A 17475-nucleotide genomic window follows, 5' to 3' on the forward strand; every position below is an offset into this window, starting at 1 on the left:
CCTGGAGGCGCGGGCCGGTCAGGCCCGCGCGTAAAGATCAAAGGTCGTGGTGCAAATATTTCGCCTGCCGGGGCAGACGCAGACTGAACAGGAACGCCACCGCCATCATCACCGTGACGTACCAATAAAAGGAGTTTTCCATGCCAACAGCCTTGAGGCTCAGCGCCACGTATTCCGCCGAACCACCGAAGATCGCGTTCGCCACCGCGTACGCCAGGCCAACGCCCAGTGCGCGCACTTCCGGCGGGAACATCTCGGCTTTTACCAGGCCGCTGATCGAGGTGTAGAAACTCACGATCGCCAGCGCCAGGGTAATCAGCCCGAAAGCCATGAACGGACTGCTGACACTTTTCAGGCTCAACAGAATCGGCACGGTGCACAAGGTCCCGAGGGCACCGAACCAGAGCATCGAGTTACGCCGGCCGATCTTGTCGGCGAGCATGCCGAAGAACGGCTGCATGCACATATAGAGGAACAGTGCGCCGGTCATGATGTAACTGGCGGTCTTGGCCGGCATGCCGGCGGTGTTCACCAGGTACTTCTGCATGTAGGTAGTGAATGTGTAGAAAATCAGCGAACCACCGGCGGTGTAACCGAGCACGGTAATGAACGCGGCTTTGTGGTCACGGAACAGCGCGCTGATGCTACCGGCGTCCTTGTTTTCGCGCATTTCCTTGCTGGAGGTTTCTTTCAGCGAACGCCGCAGGTACAGCGAAATCAGCGCCGCGCACGCACCGACCACGAATGGAATCCGCCAGCCGTAGGCACGCAGGTCATCCTCGGTGAGGAACTGTTGCAGGATCACCACCAGCGACACCGCCAGCAACTGCCCACCAATCAGCGTCACGTATTGGAACGAGGCGAAAAACCCGCGCTGGCCCTTGAGGGCGACTTCACTCATGTACGTGGCGGTGGTGCCGTACTCGCCGCCCACCGACAAACCTTGAATCAAACGCGCGAACAGCAGCAGGATCGGGGCCCAGACGCCGATGTCCTTGTAGGTCGGCAGGCAAGCGATGAGCAACGAACCGAAGCACATCATCAGAATCGAAATCATCATCGAGCTCTTGCGCCCGTGCTTGTCCGCCAACCGGCCGAAAACCCAACCGCCAATGGGGCGCATCAGGAACCCGGCGGCGAATACGCCAGCGGTGTTGACCAACTGCACCGTGGGGTTGTCAGACGGAAAAAAGGCCGGCGCAAAAAAAATCGCGCAAAAAGCATAGACGTAGAAGTCGAACCATTCCACAAGGTTGCCGGACGAGGCACCGACAATGGCAAAGATCCGCTTGCTGCGTTCTTCACCGGTGTAGTGATCTGTAATAGCCGTGGGCGTTGTCATTGTTTTTCACTCAATGGGGACAGTGAGAGTCTAGACACACTTCGCAACAGTCCCGTTCCCCAGATGCATTACCAACGCAGATCCCCTGTGGGAGCGGGCTTGCTCGCGAAGGCGTCGTGTCAGTCGATGTAAATGTTGCCTGACACACCGCTTTCGCGAGCAAGCCCGCTCCCACAGGGATTGGCGGTGTTCTTAATAGTCGAAGAACACCGTCTCGGCATCAGTGCCTTGCAGGATCACATTCCACTGGTAAACACCGGACGCATCCTGCTTCGCCAGCAGGGTACTGCGGCGCTCAGCCGGCACGCACTCCAGCAACGGGTCCGACACGTTCGCCGGCTCGCCATCAAAGTAGATCCGCGTCAGCAAGTGCTTCACCAATCCGCGAGCAAACACCAGCACCACCAGGTGCGGTGCCTGGGTCGAGCCTTTCAGGCCTTCAACCGTGCCCGGCTTGATGGTGGTAAAACGAAAGCGCCCTTCGGCATCTACCGGCACCCGGCCAAACCCTTCAAAGTTCGGGTCCAGCGGCTTGTCCTGATCATCTTCCGGGTGGTCGTACTTGCCGGCCGCGTTGGCCTGCCAGACTTCCAGCATCGCATCATTGACGAAGTCGCCATTGCCATCGACGACTTGCCCGGTGATCGCCACGCGCTCACCCAGGGTTTGTGCGACGGTCAGGTCTTCGCGGTTCAGCCAGGTCAGGCCGATGTGGTAATACGGCCCGACGGTGTGGGACGTGGTCGCGTTCAGCGTCATCTTATTTCTCCATCGGCGTGGCATCGCGGCCGCGCAAGACGATGTCCCAGCGATAACCGAGGGCGTAGGAAGGGACGGTTTTTTCCAGATCGAACGTGGCGATCAAACGCTCCTTGGCGCGGGTGTCGGGTACGCAATTGTAGATCGGGTCATACGCCAACAGCGGGTCGCCGGGGAAATACATTTGCGTCACCAGGCGCGTCAGGATGCTCGGCCCGAACAGCGAGAAATGGATGTGCGCCGGGCGCCACGCGTTGTGGTGGTTACCCCACGGGTAGGCGCCGGGCTTGATGGTCTGGAACTGATACCAGCCATCGGCGTCGGTCACGGTGCGGCCGGTGCCAGTGAAGTTCGGGTCCAGCGGCGCGTCGTGCAGGTCGCGAGCATGGTTGTAGCGACCGGCGGCGTTGGCCTGCCAGATTTCCACCAGAATGCCCGGCACCGGTAGACCGTTTTCATCCAGCACGCGGCCGTGAATGATGATGCGCTCACCCAACGGCTCGCCTTTGTGCTGAGCCGTCAGGTCGTTGTCCGTCTCGTTAACGCGTTCAGCGCCAATGGTCGGTCCGGTGATTTCCGACAACGAATGAGGCAAAAACACCAACGGTTTGGACGGTGAGCGCAGGTTGGTGGATTGATACGTCGGGTGCAGGTACTCGGGCTGGGTGCCCTCCTGCGGACGACGGTAACCAGGCTTGTCAGTCATTTCGCTTTCCTCTGTTCTTATTAGTCGACGCGACGTGTCAGACGCGTTCGATCGCCAGGGCCAGACCCTGACCGACGCCAACACACATGGTCGCCAGACCTTTCTTGCCACCGGTTTTTTCCAGCTGATGCAACGCGGTCAGCACCAGACGCGCACCGCTCATGCCCAGCGGATGGCCGAGCGCAATGGCGCCGCCGTTCGGGTTAACTTGGGCTGCATCGTCGGCAATTCCCAATTCACGCAGCACCGCCAGGCCTTGGCTGGCAAAGGCCTCGTTGAGTTCGATCACGTCGAAATCGCTGACAGCCAGACCGAGGCGCTCGGTCAGTTTGCGCACCGCCGGCACCGGGCCAATACCCATTACCCGAGGGGCAACGCCGGCGCTGGACATGCCCAGCACTTTGGCGCGGGCGGTCAGGCCATGTTTCTTCACCGCCTCACCGGAGGCGAGAATCAACGCCGCCGCGCCGTCATTCACACCGGACGCATTGCCAGCCGTGACGGTTTTGTCAGGGCCGTTGACCGGCTTGAGTTTGGCCAGGGTTTCCAGGGTGGTATCAGCGCGAGGGTGTTCGTCCTGCGTCACCACGGTTTCACCCTTCTTGTGGGCAATGCGCACTTCGACGATTTCTTCGGCGAAAAATCCTGCGGCTTGCGCGGCAGTGGCGCGTTGTTGGCTGCGCAGTGCGAAAGCGTCCTGATCCTCACGGGACACTTCGTAATCGTCCGCCACGTTGTCAGCGGTCTGCGGCATCGCATCCACACCGTATTGCGCTTTCATCAACGGGTTGATGAAACGCCAGCCGATGGTGGTGTCTTCCAGCTTCATGTTGCGCGAGAACGCCGCGTCAGCCTTGCCCATTACGAACGGCGCGCGGGACATCGACTCGACACCGCCGGCAATCGCCAGCTCCATTTCGCCACTGGCGATGGCGCGGAACGCGGTGCCGATGGCATCCATGCCCGAGGCGCAGAGGCGATTGAGGGTCACGCCCGGAATGGTTTCCGGCAGGCCCGCCAGCAACAACGCCATGCGTGCGACGTTACGGTTGTCTTCGCCGGCCTGGTTGGCGCAGCCGAGGAACACCTCGTCCACTGCGTTCCAGTCCACCGACGGGTTGCGCTCCATCAGGGCCTTGATCGGCACGGCGGCCAGGTCATCGGCACGAACGGTCGACAGCCCGCCGCCGAAACGGCCAATGGGGGTGCGAATGGCGTCGCAGATATAAACGTCACGCATCAGGCTTCTCCGGGGGCTTGGCCGTGGGCGGCAGCGGTACGAGCTTCCAGATCGCGCAACGCGGTCAGCTCGACTTCAGTCGGCTCGGCGGTTTGCTCAACAGTGTCGGCAAAGCGAATCGCCCAACCGGTGGCGGCGACCACTTGCTCGCGGGTCACGCCCGGGTGCAGTGCGGTGACCACGAATTCATGGGTACCGACTTCCGGTTCCATGATGCACAGGTCGGTAATAATGCCGACCGGCCCGGCGCCCGGCAGACCGAGACGTTTGCGCGAATCACCGCCCTCGCCATGGCCGACCGAGGTGATGAAGTCGAGTTTATCGACGAAGGAACGCGCCGACTGCTTGAGGATGATCAGCACGCTCTTGGCCGAGCCGGCAATTTCCGGCGCGCCACCGGCACCCGGCAGACGGACTTTCGGCGAATGGTAATCGCCGACCACGGTGGTGTTGATGTTGCCGAAGCGGTCGACTTGCGCGGCGCCGAGGAAGCCGACGTCAATGCGCCCACCCTGCAGCCAGTAACGGAAAATCTCGCCGGTCGGCACCACGGTGTCGGCGGTTTCGGCCAGTTCGCCGTCACCAATCGACAGCGGCAGTACGCTCGGCTTGGCACCGATCGGGCCCGATTCGTAGATCAGGACAACGTCCGGCGACGAGGTCAGACGTGCCAGGTTGGCTGCTTTCGATGGCAGGCCGATGCCGACGAAGCACACCGAGCCGTTCTTCAAACGGCGTGCGGCGGCGACGGTCATCATTTCATTGGTGGTGTAAGTCATTACTTGGCCTCCGAAGCAGCGGCCAGCTTGGCCTGGAACTCGCTGAAGTCAGCGCTACCGTGGATGTATTCGTTGATCCATGCGGTGAAAGTTTCACGGTCGCGGGCAATCGGATCCCAGGCCTGGTAGAAGCGGTTGTCACGCTCGTTGTAACCGTGCGCGTAGGAAGGATGCGCGCCGCCCGGTACGTGGCAGACCGCGCTCAGCGCCCAGGTCGGCAGCACACAGGAGTTCATCGGGGCATTGAGGTCGTCGACAATTTCCTCGACGGTGACGATGCAGCGCTTGGCGGCCAGTGCGGCTTCTTTCTGCACACCGAGAATGCCCCACAGCAACACGTTGCCTTTACGGTCGGCTTTCTGTGCGTGAATCACGGTGATGTCCGGACGCACCGACGGTACGGCGGCCAGCACTTCACCGGTAAACGGGCAGGTGACGCTCTTGATCAGCGGATTGACCTTCGGCAGGTCGGAACCGGCGTAGGCCCGCAGCACCGCGAACGGTAAGCCGGAGGCGCCAGCGACGTAGGCATTGGCCAGGTCGGCGTGGCTGTGTTCTTCGATCTCCAGCGGATGCGGCCACTGTTTCTCGACGGCGTCACGCAGACGGTGCAGCGACCCCACGCCCGGATTGCCGCCCCAGGAGAAAATCAATTTGCGAGCACAACCGGCGCCGATCAACTGGTCGTAGATCAGGTCAGGAGTCATGCGTACCAGCGTCAGGTCTTTCTTGCCCTGACGAATGATTTCATGACCCGCCGCCGTAGGGATCAGATGGGTAAAGCCTTCGAGCGCGACCGTATCGCCGTCGTTTACGAATTGCTTCACCGCGTCGTGCAGCGAAAGGATTTCAGCCATGGGGCAGGCTCCCGTTTTGTTATGAACCGACAGTGGAAGAAAAAGGCGCGATGCGCAGCGCCGGAATGCCTGAAGGTTAAGCCTGTGCAAAACGCCAAACAATCCGATAATCGACTGAGTGTTCGTTTATCGAACAGATTGTTGTCTCGCTACCTATCCCAAAAGCATCGTCGGATCGCCGCCCGGAGCAAGCTCACTCCCACGTGGATCACACCTACCCTGTGGGAGCGGGCTTGCCCGCGAAGAGGCCATCAAATTCGCTATAGAGTCTGGAGCCTGAAGTCAGGTCGCATCCGCATGACTGACCATGCCTTTGATCACCACAGCCGTGGTCGCCAACGCCGCCGGAATCACCAGCGCTGTCAGCACTTGCTCGAAGTTCCAGCCAAGGCCCAGCAGCGTCGCGCCCATCCATGCGCCGAGAATCGCGCCGAAACGGCCAATCCCCAGCATCCACGAGACGCCGGTCGCCCGCCCTTGCGTCGGATAGAACCGCGCCGCCAGCGATGGCATTGCCGATTGCGCACCGTTGACGCACATACCCGCCACCAGCACCAAGGTCGCCAACAAGGTGATGTTGCCCAGGCTCTGCCCCACTGCGTAGGCAAACACCCCGGCCATCAAGTAGAAAATGCCGATGACCTTGTGCGGATTGAACCGGTCCATCGCCCAGCCCACGCCCACTGCACTCAGCACGCCACCAAACTGGAACAACGCGCCAATGAACGCGGCCTGCTCCATGCTGGCGCCACTGTCGCGCATCAGCGTCGGCAGCCAACTGGTCAGCAGGTACACAATCACCAGCCCCATGAAGTAGGTCAGCCACAGCAATAACGTGCCGGCGCTGTAGGTGCCCGAGAAAATCACCGCCAGCACGTTGCGGGCCTTGACGGTTTTCTGTTCCGGTACGCTGAAGCTCGACGCTTGGGCGACGAGGCTCGGGTCGATCGGCGCCAGGGCCTTGCGTACTTTGTCGGTGCCGCGATTGCGCACGACCAGGTAACGCGCCGATTCCGGCAGCCATAACAGCAGAACGACGGCGAGGATCAGCGGCAGAACCCCACCGATCAGCAGCAGGCTGTGCCAGCCGAACGCCGGAATCAGTTTGGCGGAAATAAACCCGCCGCCGGCCATGCCGAGGTTGAAGCCGCAGAACATGCTGGTCACCAGCAAGGACTTTTTGCGCTCCGGGGTGTATTCCGACAGCAATGTCGTGGCGTTGGGCATGCCCGCGCCAAGACCCAGGCCGGTGAGGAAGCGCAACACCAACAATTGATCGACGTTGGTGCTGTAGGCCGACGCCAGACTGAAGGCACCAAACAGAAACACCGCGCCGACCAGTACGACTTTTCGCCCGAAACGGTCAGCCAACGGGCCGGAACCCAATGCGCCGAAGACCATGCCGATCAGCGCCGCACTCATGACCGGGCCGAGACTGGCGCGGTCGATCCCCCAATCCTGCGACAACGCAGGCGCAATAAAGCCCATGGCCGCGGTGTCGAGGCCATCGAGGAAGACAATCAAGAAACACAGGATCACCACTCGCCACTGATAGCGCGAAATGGGTTGAGCATTGATGAAGGACTGCACGTCGAGGCAGTTACCTACAGCAGACTGGGGCTGGTTCATTATTTTTATTCCACGCAAGAACGCAGTCGGACAGGTGCCAGCCAAGGGCTGGCGCTGCCGCGACAGTAATGATCAAGGGGAAAGAGCGTCAATTCGATAAACGCGAGTCTGTGCGTTTATCGAACAGCTTAAACGGACGCTTAAGCGAAAAGCTGTGCGCTGAGGTCGCGGCTGGCGCTGAGCAGCCCTGGCAGAAACCGTTGTTCCAGCTCATTACGACTGACACGGCCAGCATGGGTGCTGACGTTCAAGGCGGCCACCACCTGGCCGGAGGCGTCATACACCGGTACGGCAATCGAACGCAGGCCCTGCTCCAGTTCCTGATCGACGATGCACCAACCCTGTTGCCGCACTTCTTGCAGGCATTCGAGCAACGCCTCGGGCGTGTGCAATGTGCGGCTGGTCTTGGCTTGCAGCTCGGCATGATCGAGGTACTCGCGCAGCGAAGTGTCATCCAGTGCGGCGAGCAGAATGCGGCCCATTGACGTGCAATAGGCCGGCAAGCGACCGCCCACTGAAAGGTCGACCGAGATCAGGCGCTGAGTGGTGGCCGAGCGCGCGATATAGAGAATATCGTCACCTTCCAGCGTGGCCATGTTGCACGCCTCATGCAGTTGCTCACTCATGCGGTCCAGGTACGGCTGGGCAGAAACCGCCAGCGGCGTCGAAGACAAATAGGCATGGCCCAGCGTCAGCACTTTGGGAAGCAACGAATAGGTGCGACCGTCAGTGGTGGCGTAGCCGAGTTTGATCAACGTATGCAGGCAGCGTCGCACGGCGGCGCGGGGAATTTCGGTACGGTGGCTGATCTGGGCAATCGTCAGGTGTCGCTTGCGCTCTTGAAACGCCTGCACCACCGCCAGCCCACGGGCCAGGGACGTCATGAAATCGGGATCACCGGTCAGGGCCTGGATTCGCTTGGCGGGCGAGGCGACGATGGGCGGCGCCACTGAAGCAAAGGAGTTGCGCATTTGATCATTCATATCAGGTCCTTTCCTACACGGATCAGCGGCTATTACAGGCAGCTCCAGGCCTGGCACACAAGACAGGTACTGCCGAGATTGGGCGATTATCGAACCATCGACCGGTAATCGCAATCCATGCCACGCCGGGCTTACCGCCACTCACACCATCAAGTGCCGGCTTTTATTCTTGACTGCACACCCTCTAAAAAGTCGAAGTAACAATCAAACTTATTTACCTTAATGACGTCAGAAAGACATCGCTCACCGTCAGGTCATCGACGTTATAGTTGCCGCCGAAACTTGCGAGTAACAAAACGATCACACACGACGAACTACTTTTAACGCCTCGGAGATAGTGTTCTTCGAATCGACCGCTATAATACAATTCAGTGGCGTAACGGTTTTTTATCCGCCGAGTCCGCCACCCGGTAACACGATCTCCCATCGTCGTTGCCCACAGCAAGCGCCTGACGCTCATTCATATGCACCGCCAATGCGCTTGCTGAAACAGGAACCTGATGCTGCGTCAGCTGTTTTCTCTGGTGTCGTGGCCGCCTGCAACATGGAAGTATTGTTCGCATGCCGTCAAAAAGGTTGCCTTCTTTGGCAATAGCCTTTCTACGAGCGTGGTCAATCGACTCGATGCAGCGCGATTCACCGGAATTTATCTCAACTCAAACAGGTAGCACTGTGACGAAAGACGAACTGCGCGCGGAACTTGAGCGCCAGGAACAACGTTACAAGGAAGTTTACGGCGGAGAAGTCACCACCTACGCCGCCCAGCCCGAGCCGGAACGTAAACCCTGGCGTAAACGCGCCACCGTTCAGGATCAGGCGTTTACTCAGGAATTGCAGAAGATGGAAAAGGAACTCAAAGCCGAAGAGCCCTGACTGCCTCGGCCCGAATCCCTTCAAGGGTCTGCGTCTGCTCCCGTTAAAAGCGGGTTGCATCAATGAAGCCTTTCGCGCCTGCTACAAGCGGGCAGCGGCTCCCTCACCCATCGGATGAGGCAAAAGGCTCATTTCTGACCCTCTTCTCAGATATTTCACACAAGCGTTCAAGCCTCTCGACTTCACGGGAGAAACCCTTGTGGCTGCTGCATTCCCCAATGAATTCAATGGTTTGAAAAACCCGGTAAAACGCTGGGAGATAGGCATTCGTCACAAACTATTTCGTTGAAGAATGTTACCGATGAGCACCTAGTGCATTGATTAGCAGTCTTTTCTGGCATAATCGCGCCCCCTTACGACCGGGTCAGAAAACCTTCATGATCGATTTATTCAGCGGACTGGATGCTTGGGTGCTTGTGAGCCTCTTGCTCGCCCTGGCCTTTGTCCTCGCCTTCGAGTTCATCAACGGCTTTCATGACACCGCAAACGCGGTGGCCACTGTTATCTACACCAAAGCCATGCCGCCTCATTTGGCGGTGTTCTTTTCCGGGGTATTCAACTTCCTCGGCGTGCTGCTGGGCGGTGTTGGCGTGGCGTATGCCATCGTTCACCTGTTGCCGGTAGAACTGCTGATCAATGTGAATACCGGTCACGGACTGGCGATGGTGTTCTCGCTGCTTGCTGCCGCCATCACCTGGAACCTGGGCACCTGGTACTTCGGTATCCCGGCCTCCAGCTCCCACACCCTGATCGGTTCGATCCTCGGTGTCGGCCTGGCCAACGCATTGATCAACGATATTCCGTTGGCGGATGGCGTGAACTGGCAGAAGGCGATCGATATCGGTGCTTCCCTGGTGTTCTCACCAATGGCTGGCTTCCTTGTCGCGGCCTTGGTGTTGATCGGCCTTAAATGGTGGCGTCCCCTGTCCAAGATGCACAAGACACCGGACCAGCGCCGCAAGCTCGATGACAAGAAGCACCCACCGTTCTGGAACCGCCTGGTATTGGTGATCTCGGCCATGGCCGTGAGCTTTGTGCACGGTTCGAACGACGGCCAGAAAGGTATCGGCCTGATCATGCTGGTGCTGATCGGTATCGTGCCGGCTCAATTCGTACTCGACCTGAGCAGCACGACTTACCAGATCGAACGGACTCGCGATGCGACCCTGCACCTGAGCCAGTTCTACAAGCGCAATGCCGACACCCTGGGTGAATACCTGGCGCTGGGCAAAAGCATAGAAGGTGATCTGCCGGAGAAATTCCGTTGCAACCCGCAACAGACCGAACCGACCATCACCGCCCTGCTCGGCACCCTGAATGGTGTATCGGACTACCACTCGTTGACGTCGGAAAGCCGCATCGAAGTACGTCGCTACCTGCTCTGCCTGGATGACACCGCAAGGAAAGTCGGCAAGCTGCCTAATCTCAATGCCCGCGAAAAGGCTGACCTGGACAAACTGCGCAAAGACCTGACCACGACCACCGAATACGCGCCATTCTGGGTGATTCTGGCGGTAGCACTGGCATTGGGCCTGGGCACCATGGTTGGCTGGAAACGCGTGGTACTGACCATCGGCGAGAAAATCGGCAAGCAAGGCATGACTTACGCACAAGGCATGTCGGCGCAGATCACCACCGCGTGCATGATCGGCCTGGCCAACATTTTCAGCCTGCCGGTCTCCACCACCCACGTGCTGTCCTCGGGCGTGGCCGGTACCATGGTCGCGAACAAAAGCGGCCTGCAAGGCGGCACGGTAAAAACCATCCTGTTGGCCTGGGTCCTGACCCTGCCGGCGACCGTGGCCCTGTCGGCCGGCCTGTTCTGGCTGGCGTCGAAGGCACTCGGCAGCTGATACACAGCCGCACAAAAAAGGCGCGTTCCGTGAGGTTCGCGCCTTTTTATTGCCTCCGGAACCCCCAAAAAACCCCATAACCTGTAGGAGCCGAGCTTGCTCCGGGCGGCGTTCCGACGATCGCGGCCTTACAGGCAACATGAATGTTGAATGGTATGGCCCCATCGCGAGCAAGCTCGGCTCCTACAATAGGTCGGCTTATTCCGATAGATTTGCAGGCAAAAAAAAGGGCAACCGAAGTTGCCCAAAATGCCTTGCGTGCTCATTACATCCAGAAGGAACTACGGTTTGCGCTTATGCGAATCCTTCCAGATAAAAAATCCAAAACCTGCGAAAAACACAACCATGAGGCTGACAGTCAGCACCCCGGCGATCACCACGTTGTCGAAAAACATGACTGGCCTCTTGGACTTGCCCTGTTGCGATAGGGCTAAGTTAACCAAACAGGCGGAAGAAGAAATTGACTTGGATCAAGATCGCCCGAGACCGGACTTAAAGGAGGGGTAACAGCTGACCTGCATCAATAAGTGCAGGGTACTTCAACGCTTTTTCGGCTTGTTCTTCGGTTTCTTCTTGGCTTTACCCAATGGCATCGCCTGCTCAAACGCCTGACGAACTTCGTTCAGACGTTTTTCATTAAGGTCGTGAACCCGTTTTGCGCGTTCAGCGTTGAGATCAATCAGTTTGTCGTCTTGGCTCATGGTGCTCAGTGCATCGTTTGGCAGGTGTGTCGCAATAATGCGGTCTGGCGGTCGCGCTGACCAGCCACAACCTCAAATCTGGATATCGACCCACAAGCCCTGGCGCGGTTGATCTTCCATCAAAGGCGCCACCGGTACCGTGTTGTCGGCGTTCAACTCATCACCGGGTATCGCCAGGTGTTCTTCAGGGTCTTCATCGGCTTCGCGACGACGACGCTCGCGCTCCAGCTGGCGACGCTGTTCCTCTCGCAGCTGAAACGCCGCTTCTTCAGGGTCGCGCTGCTGCAGGTCGATCGTGCTTTCGTTCGAGCTCTCCTGCACCGCCACCACCGGCGGAATATCCGGGCGCTGGCGAATCGGGTCCTGCTGTGAGGTGATCGGCACGGCACTCAAGGGGAGCATCGGTAGCAGCATGATTATTGGTCTCCTGTCAGCAAGCTGTCGGCTGCGGCGATGGCGACTTGAGCCATCGGTCGCAAACTGTGACCCGTTTGGCACGATTTGGTGCCCCGACCTGCGGGCGCGGCATCGTTGGGCTAACGTAAGACTGCGAGTTTTTATGAGAGTCCTTTGGCCCTGAAGGTCTCATTCCGTTAAGATAGCCCGCTTTTTCAAGGTGGGAGTCAGGCAGCATGGCGCAGCAGTATCAACCGGGGCAACGCTGGATCAGTGACAGCGAAGCCGAGCTGGGTTTAGGCACCGTTCTGGCACAGGACGGCCGCTTGTTGACCGTGCTCTATCCGGCCACTGGCGACACTCGCCAGTACGCGCTAAGGAATGCGCCTCTCACCCGTGTGCGGTTTTCGCCCGGTGATTCCATCACTCACTTCGAAGGCTGGAAACTGACCGTCCAGGAAGTCGACGATGTCGACGGCCTGCTGGTCTACCACGGCCTCAACACGCAGAACGAAGTGGTGACCCTGCCGGAAACCCAACTGTCGAACTTCATTCAGTTCCGCCTGGCCAGCGACCGCCTGTTCGCCGGGCAGATCGACCCGCTCGCCTGGTTCTCCCTGCGCTACCACACGCTGGAACACACCAGCCGCCAGTTGCAGTCCTCGCTTTGGGGTCTGGGTGGCGTGCGTGCGCAACCTATTGCACACCAATTGCACATCGCCCGCGAAGTTGCCGACCGCATTGCGCCGCGGGTTCTGCTGGCGGACGAAGTAGGCCTGGGTAAAACCATTGAAGCCGGTCTGGTGATCCATCGCCAACTGCTCTCGGGTCGCGCCAACCGCGTGCTGATTCTGGTTCCCGAGAACCTGCAGCACCAGTGGCTGGTCGAGATGCGCCGCCGCTTCAACCTGCAAGTCGCGCTGTTCGACGAAGAACGCTTCATCGAAAGCGATGCCACCAACCCGTTCGAAGACACTCAGCTCGCACTGGTTGCGCTTGAGTGGCTGGTGGAAGACGAGAAGGCCCAGGACGCGCTGTTTGCCGCCGGCTGGGACCTGATGGTCGTCGACGAAGCCCACCACTTGGTATGGCACGAAGACAAGGCCAGCCCGGAATATACCCTTGTCGAGCAACTCGCCGAGACCATTCCCGGCGTCCTGCTGCTGACCGCGACCCCGGAACAACTGGGCCAGGACAGCCACTTTGCCCGTCTGCGCCTGCTCGACCCGAACCGCTTCCATGACCTGGCCGCCTTCCGCGCCGAGAGCGAAAATTATCGCCCGGTGGCCGAAGCCGTTCAGGAACTGCTGGACAAGGGGCGCCTGTCGCCTGAAGCACACAAAACCATTCACGGTTTTCTTGGCAACGAAGGCGAAGCCCTGTTGACGGCCGTGAATGACGGCGACACCGAAGCCAGCGCCCGCCTCGTGCGCGAACTGCTGGACCGCCACGGCACCGGCCGCGTGCTGTTCCGTAACACCCGCGCCGCCGTGCAGGGTTTCCCGGAGCGCAAACTGCACCCGTACCCGCTGCCATGCCCTGACGAATACCTCGAATTGCCATTGGGCGATCACGCCGAGCTGTACCCGGAAGTCAGCTTCCAGGCCCAGCCGGACGCCAGCGAAGAAGAGCGCTGGTGGAAATTCGACCCGCGCGTCGAGTGGCTGATCGACCAGCTGAAAATGCTCAAGCGCACCAAAGTGCTGGTGATTTGCGCCCACGCCGAAACCGCCATGGACCTGGAAGACGCCCTGCGCGTGCGCTCCGGCATTCCGGCCACGGTGTTCCACGAAGGCATGAACATCCTCGAACGTGACCGCGCCGCCGCTTACTTCGCCGACGAAGAATTCGGTGCACAGGTACTGATCTGCTCGGAAATCGGCAGTGAAGGTCGCAACTTCCAGTTCTCGCACCACTTGGTGCTGTTCGATCTGCCATCGCACCCGGACCTGCTGGAGCAGCGTATCGGTCGTCTGGACCGGATCGGTCAGAAACACGTGATCGAATTGCACGTGCCGTATCTGGAAACCAGTCCGCAAGAGCGCCTGTTCCAGTGGTACCACGAAGCGCTGAATGCGTTCCTCAACACCTGCCCGACCGGTAACGCCTTGCAGCATCAGTTCGGCCCGCGCCTGCTGCCGTTGCTGGAAGAGGCCGACGACGGTGAGTGGCAAGCGCTGATCGACGAAGCCCGCACCGAGCGTGAACGTCTGGAAGCCGATTTGCACACGGGTCGCGACCGCCTGCTGGAACTCAACTCTGGCGGTGCCGGCGAAGGCGACGCGCTGGTTGAAGACATTCTTGAGCAAGACGATCAGTTCGCCCTGCCGATCTACATGGAAACCCTGTTCGACGCGTTTGGCATCGACAGCGAAGACCATTCGGAAAACGCACTGATCCTCAAGCCGAGCGAAAAAATGCTCGACGCCAGCTTCCCGCTGGGCGACGACGAAGGCGTGACCATCACCTACGACCGCAACCAGGCACTGTCTCGCGAAGACATGCAGTTCATCACCTGGGAACACCCGATGGTTCAGGGCGGCATGGACCTGGTCCTGTCCGGCTCGATGGGCAACACCGCCGTGGCGCTGATCAAGAACAAGGCACTGAAACCTGGCACCGTATTGCTGGAACTGCTCTACGTCAGCGAAGTGGTTGCACCGCGCTCGCTGCAACTGGGCCGTTACCTGCCGCCGGCCGCCCTGCGCTGCCTGCTCGATACCAATGGCAATGACCTCTCGGCCCGGGTGTCGTTCGAGACCTTGAACGATCAACTGGAAAGCGTGCCGCGTGCCAGCGCCAACAAGTTCATTCAGGCTCAACGTGACCAGCTGACGCCACGGATCAACGCGGGCGAAGACAAGATCTTCCCGCGTCATGCAGAGCGTGTTGCCGAAGCGCAGCGTCGCCTGGCCGCCGACACCGACGAAGAACTGGCTCGCCTGACGGCGTTGCAAGCCGTGAACCCGACGGTGCGCGACAGCGAACTGGTTGCCCTGCGCAAGCAACGCGAGCAAGGCTTGGCCATGCTTGAAAAAGCGGCGTTGCGCCTGGAAGCGATTCGGGTGTTGGTGGCGGGTTAAGTCCCCTGCTCTACCCGGCCAAATAAAAAAGGCCCGCAGTGATGCGGGCCTTTTTTTGTCTGCTTGATTGTTAAGTTGTTGCTGATGGCCTCATCGTCGGAACGCCGCCCGGAGCAAGCTCGGCTCTCACAGGGGGTCTGAGTTGCCCACAATTTTGTGGTTCCACTCGATCAGTGTGGGAGCCGAGCTTGCTCGCGATGGCGATTAGGCAGTCGCCACAGAAATACCCGGCTCAACCACCGCCACCAACCCCGCCTTCATCCGCTTGGCATCGCGCACAAAACACCGCGACGCCAGAAACAGAAAGACCATGGTGAAGAACAACGCCACCGGGATCAGGTACATCGCATCGTGCAAGCCGACCGCTTTGAACGCCTCGGTCATCTGTTCGGCTCCTGCCGCCAGCATCGCCGTGTGCGCAAAGTGATCGGACAAACCGCCCACCACCACCGGCCCCAATCCACCGCCCAACAGGTACAGCCCGGCAAAGAACAGCGCCATCGCCGTGGCCCGCAAACGCGGCTCGACCACATCCTGAATCGCGGTGTAGACGCAGGTATAGAAGTTATAGGCAAACAACCAGCCCACGCTGAAGACCGCCACAAACACGCCGATCTCGATGCGCCCGGAGTGCAGCGCCCAAGCCGTGCACACGGTGGAGATAATCAAGCTGAACGCTGCAAACAACAGCCGCCCGCTGGCTACCCGCTGGTGAATCTTGTCAGCCACCCAACCGCCAATCGTCAGGCCGAACAAACCGGTCACACCGACGATCACTCCCGTCGCCACCGCCGCTTCCTGCAATGGCATCAGGAAGTAGCGTTGCAACATCGGCACCAGGAATGAGTTGCAGGCGTAAGTCGCGAAGTTGAAGCACAACCCCGCCATCACCAGCCACAGGAACGTCGGCACCGCCAGTACCCGGCGGATCGGCCGCTCTACGCGCTCCTGCGAAACCTGTACGGTTTCTGCTGCACCGCGTTTCGGCTCTTTAATGAAGAACATGAAAATCGCCAGGATCAGCCCCGGCACTGCCGCGATAAAGAACGGCGCGCGCCAGCTGTCGAACGCCTTGACCATGGCGCCAATGGTGAAGAATGCCAGCAGCAGCCCCAACGGCAGACCCAGCATGAAAATGCCCATCGCCCGCGCCCGGCGGTGGGCCGGAAACAGGTCGCCGATCAGCGAATTGGCGGCCGGTGCATAACTGGCCTCACCGATGCCGACGCCCATGCGCACAATCAGGAAGCTCCAGAAGCTGCCCACCAACCCATTGACCGCCGTCAACCCGCTCCACACCGCCAGGCCCCACCCCATCAATTTTCTGCGCGAACCGGTATCGGCCATCCGCCCCAGCGGCAGACCGGCAATCGCATAGACCAGGGTGAACGCGGTACCGACGATCCCCAACTGAAAGTCGCTGAGGTGCCATTCCATGCGGATCGGCTCGATGATGATCGCGGGAATGGTGCGGTCGAAGAAGTTGAACAGGTTTGCCAGAAACAACAGGAACAGAATGCGCCAGGCATTCGCCGCTTGGGTCGAGTTCTGCATGGGTCCGTCTCTTTTATTGTTATTGGGGCCTCACTGCCCCCGGAATCTTCAATCTAGAGAGGCCCGGCAAAGCTGTCTGTCATTATTTGTAAGGCTGATATCAGCCCATGGCATTCACGCAACTCATGCCGACCGCCAGGCCCGGAACTCACGGGCATCCAACGGCACTTTCACGGTACCGACAGCCGGTAAAAAATACCTTTCGCCCCCCCTTCCAAAGCCCGTTGCGAAGCCTAGAATAGCGACCTTCGCCGCCCCCCTGCGTGCCCACTCCTCTTAGATAATCGCCCATGTCCGAAGTCAGTCCGTGTCTGAATTGCGGTGCCTGCTGTTCCCATTTCCGTGTGTCTTTCTTCTGGGGTGAATGCACCTCGGCCGGGGGAACGGTGCCTGACGATCTGGTCGCTTCAATCAGCCCCAGCCGGGTAGCGATGCTCGGAACAGACTGCAAACCCACCCGCTGCGTCAGCCTGGTGGGCAACGTCGGCAGCGAAACGAAATGCTCGATTTATGATCAACGCTCCAGCACCTGTCGGGAGTTCGAGGCATCGTGGGTCAACGGTGAAGCCAATGTCGATTGCGACGCCGCCCGGGCTGCATTTGGCCTGCCGGCCCTGCAACCCGAGTTCGAAATCCCCTACGAACAAAGTGCCTGAGACTTAGTACACAACGCGATTAGCGCCGCGGGGTGATTTGCGTCCAGCGCGGAACGAAATCAAC

At 59.7% G+C, this 17475-nt stretch carries 16 protein-coding genes; 4 read left to right on the plus strand and 12 right to left on the minus strand.

Annotated features, from left to right (window positions below; all coding sequences use genetic code 11):
* Positions 1 to 37: 37 nt before the first annotated feature.
* The 8 genes from BMS17_RS08285 to pcaR all read right to left on the minus strand — a co-directional run bounded on the left by BMS17_RS08285 (position 38) and on the right by pcaR (position 8295).
* Entirely contained in the window at positions 38 to 1342 is a 1305-nt protein-coding gene (locus BMS17_RS08285) for an MFS family transporter (protein WP_046029387.1), read from the minus strand.
* A gap of 192 nt (positions 1343 to 1534) precedes the next feature.
* A complete protein-coding gene (pcaG, locus tag BMS17_RS08290; protein ID WP_046029386.1) occupies positions 1535 to 2101 on the minus strand; it encodes a protocatechuate 3,4-dioxygenase subunit alpha in 567 nt (188 codons plus the stop codon).
* 1 nt (position 2102) lies between these two features.
* Positions 2103 to 2807: a protocatechuate 3,4-dioxygenase subunit beta gene (gene pcaH, locus BMS17_RS08295; protein WP_046029385.1), complete on the minus strand. Its 705-nt coding sequence runs from the start codon at positions 2805 to 2807 to the stop codon at positions 2103 to 2105.
* A 37-nt stretch (positions 2808 to 2844) separates the two neighbouring features.
* Positions 2845 to 4050, minus strand: a complete 1206-nt coding sequence (gene pcaF / locus BMS17_RS08300; RefSeq protein WP_175649016.1) for a 3-oxoadipyl-CoA thiolase — start codon at positions 4048 to 4050, stop codon at positions 2845 to 2847.
* Positions 4047 to 4826, minus strand: coding sequence for a CoA-transferase subunit beta (locus BMS17_RS08305; protein ID WP_046029383.1), 780 nt, complete (start codon positions 4824 to 4826; stop codon positions 4047 to 4049). The genes pcaF and BMS17_RS08305 overlap by 4 nt, the downstream gene beginning before the upstream one ends.
* The gene (locus BMS17_RS08310) at positions 4826 to 5683 is read right to left on the minus strand and encodes a CoA transferase subunit A (RefSeq protein WP_020798340.1); all 858 of its coding nucleotides are present in this window, start codon (positions 5681 to 5683) and stop codon (positions 4826 to 4828) included. Before BMS17_RS08310 ends, BMS17_RS08305 begins: the two co-directional genes overlap by 1 nt.
* 282 nt (positions 5684 to 5965) lie before the next feature.
* Positions 5966 to 7312: an MFS transporter gene (locus tag BMS17_RS08315; RefSeq protein WP_046029382.1), complete on the minus strand. Its 1347-nt coding sequence runs from the start codon at positions 7310 to 7312 to the stop codon at positions 5966 to 5968.
* Positions 7313 to 7452: 140 nt separating this feature from the next.
* Positions 7453 to 8295 (minus strand): pca regulon transcriptional regulator PcaR, encoded by an 843-nt coding sequence (gene pcaR, locus BMS17_RS08320; RefSeq protein WP_008074568.1) that lies wholly within the window; start codon positions 8293 to 8295, stop codon positions 7453 to 7455.
* A 672-nt stretch (positions 8296 to 8967) separates the two neighbouring features.
* Between pcaR and BMS17_RS08325 the strand changes: the two genes are divergently transcribed.
* The gene (locus BMS17_RS08325) at positions 8968 to 9168 is read left to right on the plus strand and encodes a hypothetical protein (RefSeq protein ID WP_007935837.1); all 201 of its coding nucleotides are present in this window, start codon (positions 8968 to 8970) and stop codon (positions 9166 to 9168) included.
* Positions 9169 to 9545: 377 nt separating this feature from the next.
* Complete coding sequence (locus BMS17_RS08330) at positions 9546 to 11021, plus strand: inorganic phosphate transporter (RefSeq protein WP_046029381.1); 1476 nt, start codon at positions 9546 to 9548, stop codon at positions 11019 to 11021.
* 281 nt (positions 11022 to 11302) lie between these two features.
* Here the strand turns inward: BMS17_RS08330 and ccoM are convergent, their stop codons facing one another.
* The 3 genes from ccoM to BMS17_RS08335 form a co-directional block, all read right to left on the minus strand.
* Positions 11303 to 11416, minus strand: a complete 114-nt coding sequence (gene ccoM, locus BMS17_RS30845; protein ID WP_028622453.1) for a cytochrome c oxidase subunit CcoM — start codon at positions 11414 to 11416, stop codon at positions 11303 to 11305.
* Positions 11417 to 11560: 144 nt separating this feature from the next.
* Complete coding sequence (locus BMS17_RS30350; protein WP_008074569.1) at positions 11561 to 11722, minus strand: hypothetical protein; 162 nt, start codon at positions 11720 to 11722, stop codon at positions 11561 to 11563.
* Between the two features lie 72 nt (positions 11723 to 11794).
* Positions 11795 to 12136 (minus strand): hypothetical protein, encoded by a 342-nt coding sequence (locus BMS17_RS08335; protein ID WP_046029374.1) that lies wholly within the window; start codon positions 12134 to 12136, stop codon positions 11795 to 11797.
* A gap of 218 nt (positions 12137 to 12354) precedes the next feature.
* Here BMS17_RS08335 and rapA point away from each other — a divergent pair, with 218 nt between their 5' ends.
* On the plus strand, positions 12355 to 15201 hold the full coding sequence (gene rapA, locus BMS17_RS08340; RefSeq protein ID WP_046029373.1) for an RNA polymerase-associated protein RapA: 2847 nt from the start codon (positions 12355 to 12357) through the stop codon (positions 15199 to 15201).
* A gap of 204 nt (positions 15202 to 15405) precedes the next feature.
* On the opposite strand, the gene BMS17_RS08345 is transcribed toward rapA, so the two are convergent.
* Positions 15406 to 16755, minus strand: coding sequence for an MFS transporter (locus BMS17_RS08345; protein WP_046029371.1), 1350 nt, complete (start codon positions 16753 to 16755; stop codon positions 15406 to 15408).
* Between the two features lie 290 nt (positions 16756 to 17045).
* On the opposite strand from BMS17_RS08345, the gene BMS17_RS08350 reads away from it, so the two are divergent.
* The gene (locus BMS17_RS08350) at positions 17046 to 17411 is read left to right on the plus strand and encodes a YkgJ family cysteine cluster protein (RefSeq protein WP_046029369.1); all 366 of its coding nucleotides are present in this window, start codon (positions 17046 to 17048) and stop codon (positions 17409 to 17411) included.
* Positions 17412 to 17475: the final 64 nt, after the last annotated feature.

The sequence above is a fragment of the Pseudomonas sp. C9 genome (assembly GCF_002000165.1).
In the GTDB taxonomy this organism is placed as follows: Bacteria; Pseudomonadota; Gammaproteobacteria; order Pseudomonadales; family Pseudomonadaceae; genus Aquipseudomonas.

What these genes read in the sequence shown, in the direction of transcription:
- BMS17_RS08285 (WP_046029387.1), bottom strand. Translation starts at nt 1,342, where the DNA reads ATGACAACGCCCACGGCTATTACAGATCACTACACCGGTGAAGAACGC.
- pcaG (WP_046029386.1), bottom strand. Translation starts at nt 2,101, where the DNA reads ATGACGCTGAACGCGACCACGTCCCACACCGTCGGGCCGTATTACCAC.
- pcaH (WP_046029385.1), bottom strand. Translation starts at nt 2,807, where the DNA reads ATGACTGACAAGCCTGGTTACCGTCGTCCGCAGGAGGGCACCCAGCCC.
- BMS17_RS08305 (WP_046029383.1), bottom strand. Translation starts at nt 4,826, where the DNA reads ATGACTTACACCACCAATGAAATGATGACCGTCGCCGCCGCACGCCGT.
- BMS17_RS08310 (WP_020798340.1), bottom strand. Translation starts at nt 5,683, where the DNA reads ATGGCTGAAATCCTTTCGCTGCACGACGCGGTGAAGCAATTCGTAAAC.
- BMS17_RS08315 (WP_046029382.1), bottom strand. Translation starts at nt 7,312, where the DNA reads ATGAACCAGCCCCAGTCTGCTGTAGGTAACTGCCTCGACGTGCAGTCC.
- pcaR (WP_008074568.1), bottom strand. Translation starts at nt 8,295, where the DNA reads ATGAATGATCAAATGCGCAACTCCTTTGCTTCAGTGGCGCCGCCCATC.
- BMS17_RS08330 (WP_046029381.1), top strand. Translation starts at nt 9,546, where the DNA reads ATGATCGATTTATTCAGCGGACTGGATGCTTGGGTGCTTGTGAGCCTC.
- ccoM (WP_028622453.1), bottom strand. Translation starts at nt 11,416, where the DNA reads ATGTTTTTCGACAACGTGGTGATCGCCGGGGTGCTGACTGTCAGCCTC.
- BMS17_RS30350 (WP_008074569.1), bottom strand. Translation starts at nt 11,722, where the DNA reads ATGAGCCAAGACGACAAACTGATTGATCTCAACGCTGAACGCGCAAAA.
- BMS17_RS08335 (WP_046029374.1), bottom strand. Translation starts at nt 12,136, where the DNA reads ATGCTGCTACCGATGCTCCCCTTGAGTGCCGTGCCGATCACCTCACAG.
- rapA (WP_046029373.1), top strand. Translation starts at nt 12,355, where the DNA reads ATGGCGCAGCAGTATCAACCGGGGCAACGCTGGATCAGTGACAGCGAA.
- BMS17_RS08345 (WP_046029371.1), bottom strand. Translation starts at nt 16,755, where the DNA reads ATGCAGAACTCGACCCAAGCGGCGAATGCCTGGCGCATTCTGTTCCTG.
- BMS17_RS08350 (WP_046029369.1), top strand. Translation starts at nt 17,046, where the DNA reads ATGTCCGAAGTCAGTCCGTGTCTGAATTGCGGTGCCTGCTGTTCCCAT.